The organism is Enterococcus thailandicus (genome assembly GCF_001886265.1).
GTDB lineage: Bacteria > Bacillota > Bacilli > Lactobacillales > Enterococcaceae > Enterococcus_B > Enterococcus_B thailandicus.
Map to the genome: position 1 here is coordinate 28172 of NZ_JXLE01000022.1, position 12173 is coordinate 40344.

Here is a 12173-nt window from a genome sequence, read left to right on the forward strand (position 1 = left end):
CAAACGAAAATATGTTTTGGTTCAGTCTTTTTTTATGAAAATAAAAATCAAATTTTATTTTTGCACGTAGTTTATTGTGAAGGCTTATTAGGTTAAAGAAAACGGTAAAGCATCGGCCGCGTATTTTTTGGGGTGAGGAACAGTACCTAAGTGATAACGAATTGTTCCTCCTGTGAGTAAGTCTTCGTGTGTAAAGAATAACTTAGAATGCATTTGATCATTACGGTCAACTTGATGAACAAACTGTTGTTGTGGTTGATTTGGTGAACTTTCAATCGTAAGTGTCTGACCGTTTGCAAGTTTTAGTTCAACGTGATCGAACAGTGGCAAACCAATAACATATTCTCCAGAACCAGGTGTGACTGGATAAAAACCTAAACTGCTAAAGATATACCAACCTGACATGCTACCATTATCTTCATCACCGGGATAACCTGTCGGTGAATCATTGAAGGTTTGAGTCAACAATTGTTTAATTAACGGTTGAGCCATCTCTGGTTTACCAAGATAACTGAATAGATAAGGGTAGTGGAAGCTAGGTTGATTTGAGATAGCCAGTTGTCCAAATTCAATAGCGGCCATTTCACTCATTTCATGGATTTCAAATCCGTATCCACCAACTTCAAAGGAAGGAGATTGATTACAAAGCTTGATTAATTTTTCTTGAAAAGCAGCTTCTCCACCATGTTCACGAATCAAACCATTAAAATCTTGGTAGACGGCAAAGCTACTTTGCCATGCACTTCCTTCTGCATAATCTTGACCCCAGCGAGTCGCTGAGAAGTTTTCTCTAAATTGTTGATTCGTATCTTTTGCACGCATGAACCCAACGGTAGGGTCAAAAATATTACGATAGTTTAAGGACTGTCTTTGATAAAAAGCGCTGGTCTCATGATCCCCCAGTATAGCAGCAACTTGGCTGATACAAAAATCGCTATAAGCATAATCTAAAGTATGATTGACTGATTCATGATAGGTACTAGGAACATAGCCATATGTTAAATAATCAAGTGTTCCTTGGCGCCCATAATTAGGTAACTCACTTTGGACAGTAGCGCTTTTTTTCATTGCTATTAAAAATTCAGGCATCAAATCACTACGAATTCCTTTTACTGCGGCGTCAGCAATTACCGCATCAATCAATGTTCCGGGCATTAAACCTCGTTCATCAGGCGATAGCCATTTTGGCAAAAAGCCCGTTTCTCGATAACTTGTAAGAAAGCCCTCAAGCATTTCCTCATATTTTTCAGTGGCAATCAATGAATAGAGTGGGTAGACCGTTTTATACGTATCCCAAAATCCATTATTTGTATAAAGAACACCAGAGCGAATAGTTTTGCTGAATGTATCATAGTGAATTTTTTCGCCATCCTTAGTTACTTCATAGAATGTTTGAGGAAAGAGAAATACACGATACAAGTTATGATAAAAAGTACTTACTTGTTTTTTATCATGATGACTGATTTTAATTTTATCGAAATATTCTTGCCAAATTTGGCGATTTTTTTCCAGGTATTCATCAGGCGACTGTGCAGACTCTCTCAATAAATTTACCTGTGCTTGTTCTTCGCTAATAAAAGAAGTACCAAAGCGAATCGTTTGCTGTTCGATCGAGCCAAACGACAACAAAATAGAAGAACTATTCTCTGGAATTGCTAACTCAGTGTCGAATAATGGTTGTTCAAAGGAAAGGATAAAGTGAAAGCGAAAATCAGGATCCTCACATCCAGAAAAGTTGATGAGATAACCAGTAATTGTATGCGAGTCTACAACATTTAACTGGTATCGCTCAGGAAAAGTCAAAAGTAAACCGCTATCATTTTTGTGATAATCAATCGTAAGTACACCACCATACATACTAGGAATCAACGTGGATGAAATTTCATAACGCAGTTGATTGATTGACAGATGCGTAGGGCAAAACGTGCTTTCTTCTGGTCGATAAGAACTCTGAGCATGAAAAAGACTGTTTTCAGGTAGAGTACCACTAACTGGTGTCATTAGGAAATGACTGAAATCACCCATCCAAGGACTAGGTTGATGTGTTAAACGATAACCTTGAAAGACACGGTCTTCTGGGTGGAACCACCAACTTCCTTTTTGGTCGGTTGTTTGTGGGGCAAAATAATTCATTCCAAACGGAACGCCTGTATAAGGCAGGCAATTTCCGTTTGAATAGTTGGACTGGTTGGCAGTCCCGTGGCGAGTATCAATTTGTTGAATGTTCATTGTTAAGCTCCTTCGTTGAGTGTCTTGTTATTAATGTGACTGGGTATTTGGTATCTGCTGGTGATTCTTTGGTTTCAAGCCAATGAATCAACTTTTCTCCAGCAGATTTTCCAAGTTCTTTGAAATTTTGGGCAATAGTTGTCAAAGGCGGATCAACTAAAGCTGCAGCTTGAATATCATCAAAACCGATAATTGAAAAATCAGCAGGAACTGAAAAGCCAGCTTGTTTCAATTGGTTCATTGTTTGAATGGCAACAAGATCATTTTCACAGACAAACGCAGTAAGTTGGTGTTCTTTGATATAGTTTAATAACTCTTTATTCGTTGCTTTTTGGTCGTCAAGCGCAGTATGAAAAGCTAAATTAGCTTTATCAAGAGCTTCAAGATAGCCTAAATAGCGCTGACGAACTGATTGTGGATGAGTTGGTTCGCCAAATAAGAAGCCAATTTTTTGATGACCGTCAGCAATCAATTGATTTGTGGCTATCGAGCCGCCGGCGAAATTGTCTGAAAGAACGGTTGGAAATGGTAGTTCATAAATTTTCTTATCCAAAATAATGACTGGAAAATCTTTCAGTGAAAGTTCAAACAATAAATCTAAGTGTTGCTCCGTATCGATAGCGTAGTAAATCAATCCATCGAATTCATCCATCACTTCTTTTGCCGTTTTTGTTTGGAGAAAATCAAGAGAGGTCATCAATACGTCAAATTGATTTTCTTGCATAATTGGATTCAATCCTTCAGTGAAATCACCAACGGACAAATCAGTTAAGAACGGAAATAAAAAGAGAATTCTCTTTGTTTTTTGAATGTGGACAGCCGAGGTCTCTGGATTGTCTGCTTTGACAAAGCTGCCTTTTCCACGAATTCGATAAATCAAACCAAGTTGTTCCAATTCTGTTAATGCTCGTTTGGATGTGATTCGACTTACTTGATATTTTTGAGAAAGTTCTTTTTCAGTAGGAACTTGGCTATCAATGGCTAAAGTTCCATCAAGAATTGCGTTGTGTAGATCGATAAATATTTTCTTATATAATGGTTGCTCCATAATAACACCTCTTAATGATATATCATGTATAAATAATAGCATAAATAAAGCAAAAGTAAACAATAAAAAATATTATGAAAGCGTAGACAAAAAACGAATCAAGAAGTATAATCTACTAAGATATATCAAATAGAAAAGAGGATATTGAGAGATGCCGTATAAAGATATACCAAAATCAGTTGAAGAATTCATGGGAAAAATTGAACAGAAATGTGGAAGTGAGCATGCAGATTGGGCTAAAAATTTTTGTACTGCGTTTGCTAATACATTGCTAACCACAGTAAAGCGACATTCTGATGGAACAACTTTCTTGCTAACCGGTGATATACCAGCTATGTGGTTAAGAGATTCCACTGCACAAGTACGCCCTTACTTAGTGATTGCCAAAGAAGATAAAGACTTAGCAGCAATGATTAGTGGGTTGGTAAAGAAACAATTCTTTTATATCAACATTGATCCGTATGCGAATGCGTTTAATGAAGAAGCGAACGGGGCGGGACATCAGAGTGACCATACTGAAATGAATGATTGGATTTGGGAAAGAAAATATGAGATTGACTCATTATGTTATCCTGTTCAACTTGCCTATCTTTTATATAAAAATACGGGGCAAACAGATCAGTTTGATGATTCATTTGTTTCAGGAATCGAAAAAATTCTAAATGTTTTTCAAACAGAACAAGACCATACTAAGTCACCGTATCGATTTGAACGTGATACTACTCGTCTGGAAGACACGCTTGTTAATAATGGGAAAGGTGCAAAAGTGGTACCTACAGGAATGACCTGGTCAGGTTTTCGACCAAGTGATGATACTTGCCAATATGGGTATTTAGTCCCATCGAACATGTTTGCTGTAGTCGTTTTAGGATATATTGAAGAAATTTTTCAAACAGTGTTATCAAATAATCAAATCGTAGCAAAAGCTACCACATTGCGAGAAGAGATTCAACGAGGGATCGAAGTGCATGGTAAAACTAAAAATCAAGCACAAGAGACTATTTTCGCATACGAAGTGGATGGTCAAGGAAATACCTCAATCATGGATGACAGCAATGTACCAAACCTAATGGCTGCTCCTTACCTAGGCTATTGTTCTTCGAAAGATGAGACGTATTTACAAACAAGAAAAACGTTGCTTAGCCCAGAAAATCCTTATTTTTATGAAGGAAAGTACGCAAAAGGAATCGGCTCTTCTCATACGCCTGAAAATTATGTTTGGCCAATTGCTTTAGCAATGGAAGGCATGACCACTGATGATCGAAAAGAAAAAGAGCGAATTTTAGATTTATTAGTAGCTACAGATGCTGGAACAAACTTGATGCACGAAGGTTTTGATGTGGATAACCCTAACAATTACACAAGAGAATGGTTTTCTTGGGCAAATATGATGTTTTGTGAATTAGTAATGGATTACTTTGATATTCGAGTAGAAAAATAGGAGCGATTAGATGAAAAAGAAAGTATATATTATTTCCCACAGTCACTGGGATCGAGAATGGTACATGGCTTATGAACAACACCATATGCGTCTAGTTGAATTAATGGATGATTTATTAGAACTTTTTGAGAATGACCCTGAATTCAATAGTTTTCACTTAGATGGACAAACAATTATTTTAGATGATTATTTACAAGTAAGACCGGAGAAAAGAGCGTTAGTTCAACAAGCGATTGATGCGGGTAAGCTACGTATTGGACCATTTTATATTTTGCAAGATGATTTTTTGATTAGCTCAGAATCCAACGTTCGTAATATGTTGATTGGGTTCGAAGAAACGCAAAAATGGGGTGTTCCAGTAATGCTGGGCTACTTCCCAGATACATTTGGAAATATGGGGCAAACACCTCAAATGATGAAGCAAGTTGGGATTGAAGCAGCAGCATTTGGCCGTGGAGTAAAACCGATTGGCTTTGATAATCAGGTGCTTGAGGCAGAAAATTATTCCTCCCAATATTCTGAAATGAAATGGAAAGGGCCTGATAACTCAGAAATTTTTGGTTTATTATTTGCTAATTGGTATAGTAATGGAAATGAAATACCAGCTGAAGAACAAGAAGCCAAGGCATTTTGGGATCAAAAGTTAGCTGATGCAGAACAATATGCTTCAACTGAACATTTATTAATGATGAATGGTGTCGATCATCAGCCTGTTCAAAAAGATATATCAAAGGCAATTGCATTAGCAAATCGTTTATATCCAGATTACGAATTTATTCATTCTAATTTTACCGACTATTTAGCAGCAGTAACAAATGATTTACCTGAAGATTTGGGGACCGTAGAAGGCGAATTAACGAGTCAAGAAACAGATGGCTGGTATACCTTGGCAAATACTGCATCTGCGCGCGTGTATTTAAAACAATGGAATACGAAAGTTCAAAGACAATTAGAAAATATTGCTGAGCCGTTAGCGACAATGGCATATGAAGTTTCGGGAAGCTATCCTCATGATCAATTAGATTATGCTTGGAAAACATTAATGCAAAATCACCCACATGATAGTATTTGTGGTTGTTCAGTGGATTCTGTTCATCGAGAAATGATTACACGATTCGAAAAAGCAGACGAAGTTGGGAAATTTGTAGCAGAAGAAGCAATGAGGCAGTTGTCGCAAGTTATTGATACAAGCGAATTCCCAGAGGATACGTATCCTTTTGTTGTAATCAATACAGCTGGAACAGCGAAAACTGGTGAAGCTGTGATTGAAGTCGAGTTGGAACGTAAAAAGTTTGCTGAAGGATTACCAGAGACATTGTTTAAAGAATTGGAAGATGTGCCTGTTAAGAGCTATCATGTTGAGAATGCACAAGGAGAAATCATTCCCGCAATTGTATCTGAAGCAACTGTTCGTTTTGACTATGACTTACCGAAAGATCGGTTCCGGATACCTTATATGGAAAAAGTAGTGACTGTAACTATTCCGCTAGAAGAAATGGCTGCTTTTTCATGGGAGACATTTACATTAGCTGAAGGAGAAGCCCCAATCGCTATTACTGATTCGATGGTCAGTGACCAAGGACGAGTAATCGAAAATGAATTGCTCAAAATCAAAATTGAAGAGAATGGTTCATTAACGGTGTTGGACAAAAAAATGGATCGTCAATTTGAGGATATGCTTGTTTTTGAAGATACGGGTGATGTTGGAAATGAGTATATCTATAAACAACCAAGTGACACAGCCCCAATTCTTTCAAACCAACAAGGGGATTCTCGAGTAGAAATTTTGGTTGATACACCAGAGATTGCTCAAATCCAACTCATTCAGACCATGATGATTCCAGTTTCTGCCGATGAACTTCTAGAAAGGGAACAACAAATGGTAGTTGAATTCCGTTATCGTAAAGCGAAACGAGCAAAAGAATTAAAACCATTATTAATAGAAACAAAAATTACTTTAAGGAAAAATAGTCGGAAAATCGACTTTGAAACGACGATTGACAATCAAATGAAAGACCATCGCTTACGCGCGCTATTTCCAACGAAGTTACATGTGGAACACCATGAAGCAGATAGTATATTTGAAGTCGTTACGCGACCAAATAAAGTTTCCGCAAGCTGGGAAAATCCAACGAATCCGCAACATCAACATGCATTTGTTAATCTTCATGATGAAAATTATGGTGTCACAATTGGAAACTATGGCTTAAATGAATACGAAATTGTAGATGCAGGTCAAATTGCATTGACCTTATTGCGTTGTGTTGGTGAGTTAGGGGACTGGGGATATTTCCCAACTCCCGAGGCACAGTGTTTAGGACAACAACACTTCCAGTATAGTATGGAAATTCATGAACCAAATGAAAAATTTGCATCTTATCAACACGCGTATGCTGCGCAAGTTCCATTTACAACGCAACAATTAGCTAATCAACAAGGTGAATTAAGCAGCAAAAACAATTATTTAGAAGTGGATGCTAAAACGTTTGCAATTACTGCTTTGAAGCGAAGCAAGTTTAATGATAAAGTAGTACTGAGAGGATTCAATCTGTCAGGAAACGAAGAAGAAATGGTTGTTCAAAAACCAGGGACAACTAATAGATTGTTGAATCTTTTAGAAAAAGACAGTAAGCAAACGATTGAGCCGACATTGATGCCTTATGAAATTCGGACAATCGGATTCGAGGAGGAAAAGTAAATGTACGGCGGAATAGAAGCAGGTGGCACAAAGTTTGTTTGTGCGGTGGCGAATGATCAACATGAAATTATGGAGAAAGTAAGTATTCCTACAACGACTCCAATAGAAACGTTGCAACAAGTGTTTGCTTTTTTTGACAAGTTTGACTTATCTGCTATGGGGATTGGGTCTTTTGGCCCGATTGGCATTGACCAAACAAAAGATAACTATGGATATGTTTTAGCAACACCTAAAAAAGGTTGGGCTGATTTTGACTTTTTAGGGAGTGTTAAAGCACGTTATCAAATTCCAATTGCGTGGACAACGGATGTTAATGCTGCTGCCTATGGCGAATTGAAGAAAGGTGCAGCACAAGGAAAGAATAGCTGTATCTATCTAACCGTTGGTACTGGGATTGGTGCAGGTGTTGTTTTGAATCAAGATATCTTTTCGGGGATTGCTCATCCGGAAATGGGTCATATCTGGGTGAAACGTCATCCAGATGATACTTACGCTGGTACTTGTCCTTATCATGGGGACTGTTTGGAAGGATTGGCGGCTGGTCCTTCATTAGAAGCAAGAACCGGAATCAAAGGTCAAGATTTACCGGTAGACCATCCTGTGTGGGATATCCAAGCATTCTATATTGCACAAGCTTTAATCAACTATACATTAACTTTAGCACCAGAAAAAATTATCCTTGGTGGTGGCGTAATGAACCAAGATCATTTACTACAAAAAATTCGTCAACAATTTGTTGAATTAATGGCAGGATATATGGAAGTTCCAGAAGCTAGTGAATATATTGTTCGCTGGGGCTTGCCGAATGAAAGTGGGATTATTGGTAGTTTATTATTAGCCGAAAAAGAGTATCGACAAAAATAAAATTTCAAAAAAGTGGTTGAAATAAGAGCAGTCAACTCTGATAGATAAGAAGGATAATCTGAAAATAGCTTTATCTGTTTTTGAGATTATTCTACTCATTTTTGAGAGATTTACTTTCGAAAAGCCATTTATTCGTAAAAAAGTGTCTGGAGCATAATCATTTTGATTAATGTCCCAGACACTTTTTTATTTTCTTGAGGCCTACCATAGTCCAGGAGTTGCTCTAGCGATAATCGTTTCTTGTGTGAATGGATGTGTCAAATGAAGTTCAATTGCGTGAAGCATCATTCGTTGCGCTGGCCGTGACTGATAAAGTGGATCGCCTACAATTGGATGACCTAGGCTTTCGAGATGAACCCGAATTTGATGTGTCCTCCCAGTAGCTAAAACACAATAAATTTGTGTTTGTGTCGGTAGATTTTTTGCAACGGTTACGCGGGTTGTTGCTGTTTTCCCGTTACGTTCATCAATGACTTGTTTTCGTCGGTTGTGTCGATCGCGTCCAATTTTCTTGGTGATGGTGATATCTTTGGTTAACTTTCCCCAAACGATAGCTTGGTAGCGTCGATAAATCTTCTTTTGTTCGACTAATTGGCTTAAAATAGGCAGAATAAATGGGTTTTTAGCGAATAAAATAGCGCCACTGGTTTCTTGATCTAAGCGATGTACAACATATGGTTTTTCATCTTTCGGAGCTAGATAAGCAGCTAAATCATTTAATAAGGTTCCAGTTTCTTTTGCGTTATTGGGATGGGTTTTTAGACCAGCTGGTTTATTTACAATCACTAATTGATCGTCTTCATAGAGCGTGTGGATTTTTTGAGGATCACCAAAGATGATTTCTTGATGACTGTAGTCACCTTCTTCAAAATGTAAAGTAATTGTGTCGCCACCGCGGATTTCTGAATGAAAAGGAGCGGGCTGCGCATTTACCCAAACATTTCTTCGGGTACGCAAAAAATGACGAACTTTTTTTGGTACTAGCCATTCTCGCTCTAATAATTCTTGGATAGTTGTTGCTGAGTGATCAGCGGGTAATGTAATTGTGATTTCCATAAAGGAGCTCCTTTCGTCGAAGTCAGTTTTATTTTACCATTTTTAAAATATATTTAAGAAAAAGATTAAATCAATCAGCTACTTATTATGCTAAACTACCGTCATTAACTACAAAACTTACATCTTAAGCAGGAAGAAAGGCGCAGTTAGTTGTGGTAAACTGACCGTGTGAATAAAAAGATAGGAGAACATGCAAATGGATTTTCAACGCGTTTTGGAAAAAATAAAAGCTTCTTTGATTAGCTTTTGGCGCTGGATTAAGCCATATTTGAGCCGATTTCATAAATGGCGAAGGCGAATTTGGAAAAAATATCATATCAATAAAGTTATTCTTTTGTTGGGACTGATTTTTATTTTGGTAACGAGTGTTTATTTGTTTATTTTAGCAAAACAAGCAAATGTGGAGACTTTAAAATCAGGATTAAGCCAATCTACTGTTATTTATGATAAAGATAATGAAGAAGCAGGTACACTTTATGCTCAAAAAGGGACTTACGTAGAACTAGATGCAATTTCTCCGTATATTCAAGATGCAGTTATTTCTACGGAAGATCGAAATTTTTATAATCATCATGGATTTGATGTGAAGGGGATTGCTCGAGCAGCAGTTCGTATGCTTACTTCAGGGAGTACCGCTGGTGGTGGAGGGAGTACGATTACGCAACAATTGGCAAAAAATGCGTATTTAACACTCGATCAAACCTTTGATAGAAAAGCAAAAGAGCTGTTTCTAGCGATAGAAATAGAAAAGAAATACAGTAAAGAAGAAATTTTAACTATGTATTTGAATAACGCTTATTTTGGTAATGGTGTTTGGGGTGTTCAAGATGCTGCAAGGAGATATTTTGGTGTCAATGCGAGTGACGTAACATTGTCAGAGGCGGCAACAATTGCGGGTATGCTTAAAGGACCAGGTATTTATAATCCAATTGATAACCCAGAAAATGCTAATAATCGAAAAAATACTGTGTTGAGTGTGATGAAAGAAAACGAAAAAATCACAGCAGAACAAGCCAGTGCGGAGAGCCAAACGAACATTACGGATTATTTAAATGACACGTATACGGATTCGGAATCAGGTTATCGCTATCCTTATTATTTTGATGCGGTAATTGATGAGGCTGTGGAAGCATATGGACTGGATGAATCAGATGTAATGAACAAGGGGTATAAAATATATACTGCGTTAGATCAAAATTATCAAAAGCAGTTAGAAGCGACTTATCAAAATGGACAGCTATTTCCGGCAGATGCTTCGGACGGGGCAATGGTTCAATCTGCGTCTGTTGCATTGAATCCGAAAAATGGTGGTGTACAAGCCTTGGTGGGGCGGCGTGGAGAACACGTCTTCCGTGGATTTAATTTTGCAACACAAATGAAAAGGTCGCCAGGTTCGACAATTAAACCATTGAGCGTGTACTCAGCTGCTTTAGAGTCTGGCTACTTACCTTCTAGTACTTTGCAAGACGCACCACAAAGTTACTATGCTGCTCAAAATTATGATGGTACGTATCAAGGTGAAGTACCAATGTATCAAGCAGTAGCTCAAAGCTTGAACTTGCCAGCTGTTTGGTTACTCCATGAGATTGGTCTTCAAAAAGGGTATGATAAAGCAGAAGAATTCGGGTTAAGCTTATCAAAATCCGATAAATACTATGGTTTAGCATTAGGTGGCTTAGAAAAAGGTGTATCACCGTTAACGATGGCCGGAGCCTATAGTGCTTTTGCGAATGATGGGCAGATGTATTCGCCACATTTGATTACGAAAATCGTTGATTCTACAGGTGCAGTTATTGTAGATAATACGGACAAAAAACCTAAACAAGTGATTTCAAAAGAAACAGCAGAACAAATGACAAGTATGCTGCTTGGCACATTTTCTAATGGAACAGCAGTTGCTGCAAATCCAGCTGGTTATACGGTTGCTGGTAAAACTGGTACTACGGAAACGAATTTTGATGCCACTAAAGCAAATGATCAATGGATTGTTGGCTATACACCAGACGTAGTTATTTCAACTTGGATGGGTTACGAAGAGTCCAGCGAATTGCACTACTTAGAAGGGACGAGTGGGAATGTTGTGGGCCGAGTCTTTAAGTCTGCTGCAGAAGGAATCCTTCCTTATACTTCAAATACAAGTTTTAGTGTCGCAGATGCGTATGCAACAGGCGGAGAGGTCGTCCCAGCAGATCAAGTGGGCAATCCATCAGAAGCAGAGGACAATGCTGGGAAATGGAAAGAAAACTTAGATCAATATGGCGAGAAAGCAAAAGAAGGATTGAAGAACTTTGGTGACTTTGTAAAAGACGGCGTACAAGGAATTGGCGATGCAGCCAAAGATTTGTGGCGGAAATATCAAAGTGAGTAGTTCTTTGAAAACGGATAGCTGCATGTTACAATGAACTCAACTACTGAAAGAAAAGAGGCAATATTATGTCAAATATCTATGATAGCGCGAATCAAATCGAACGCGAAATTCGTGAACTTCCTGAATTCAAAGCTTTACAAGAAGCATACGGTAAAGTAAAAGAAAACAAAGAAGCACATGAACTATTTAAAAACTTCCAAGCAATGCAAATTGAATTACAGGAAAAACAAATGCGTGGCGAAGAATTCTCTGATGAAGATGCAATGAAAGCGCAAGAGATGGCTATGAAAATTCAATCAGAATCAGTTATCAATGATTTAATGGAAAAAGAACAAGGTTTTAGTACAATTATCAATGATTTAAATCGAATCATCATGACACCAGTACGTGACCTATATAGCGAATAATTAATAGTAAACAAAAAAGAGCAGGGCTGATTGGAAGTGCAACTACTTTTTGATACAAAATA

General features: G+C 37.7%; 8 protein-coding genes. 5 read left to right on the top strand and 3 right to left on the bottom strand.

Annotated elements, in window-relative coordinates; translation table 11 throughout:
* Positions 1-87 precede the first annotated feature (87 nt).
* Both RV17_RS11975 and RV17_RS11980 read right to left on the bottom strand, forming a co-directional pair.
* Positions 88-2229: a GH92 family glycosyl hydrolase gene (locus RV17_RS11975; RefSeq protein ID WP_071869318.1), complete on the bottom strand. Its 2142-nt coding sequence runs from the start codon at positions 2227-2229 to the stop codon at positions 88-90.
* Complete coding sequence (locus tag RV17_RS11980) at positions 2210-3277, bottom strand: GntR family transcriptional regulator (protein ID WP_071869319.1); 1068 nt, start codon at positions 3275-3277, stop codon at positions 2210-2212. The genes RV17_RS11975 and RV17_RS11980 overlap by 20 nt, the downstream gene beginning before the upstream one ends.
* Before the next feature lie 151 nt (positions 3278-3428).
* On the opposite strand from RV17_RS11980, the gene RV17_RS11985 reads away from it, so the two are divergent.
* The 3 genes from RV17_RS11985 to RV17_RS11995 are packed head-to-tail and all read left to right on the top strand — an operon-like array spanning position 3429 to position 8280.
* Positions 3429-4718: a glycoside hydrolase family 125 protein gene (locus RV17_RS11985; RefSeq protein ID WP_071869320.1), complete on the top strand. Its 1290-nt coding sequence runs from the start codon at positions 3429-3431 to the stop codon at positions 4716-4718.
* A 10-nt stretch (positions 4719-4728) separates the two neighbouring features.
* Positions 4729-7416, top strand: a complete 2688-nt coding sequence (locus RV17_RS11990; RefSeq protein ID WP_071869321.1) for an alpha-mannosidase — start codon at positions 4729-4731, stop codon at positions 7414-7416.
* Positions 7417-8280, top strand: coding sequence for an ROK family protein (locus RV17_RS11995; RefSeq protein WP_067481660.1), 864 nt, complete (start codon positions 7417-7419; stop codon positions 8278-8280).
* Positions 8281-8481: 201 nt separating this feature from the next.
* Here the strand turns inward: RV17_RS11995 and RV17_RS12000 are convergent, their stop codons facing one another.
* Entirely contained in the window at positions 8482-9336 is an 855-nt protein-coding gene (locus RV17_RS12000; protein ID WP_071869322.1) for an RluA family pseudouridine synthase, read from the bottom strand.
* 196 nt (positions 9337-9532) lie between these two features.
* Between RV17_RS12000 and RV17_RS12005 the strand changes: the two genes are divergently transcribed.
* Positions 9533-11704 (top strand): PBP1A family penicillin-binding protein, encoded by a 2172-nt coding sequence (locus RV17_RS12005; protein WP_071869323.1) that lies wholly within the window; start codon positions 9533-9535, stop codon positions 11702-11704.
* Positions 11705-11769: 65 nt separating this feature from the next.
* Complete coding sequence (locus tag RV17_RS12010) at positions 11770-12111, top strand: YlbF/YmcA family competence regulator (RefSeq protein WP_067481657.1); 342 nt, start codon at positions 11770-11772, stop codon at positions 12109-12111.
* Positions 12112-12173: the final 62 nt, after the last annotated feature.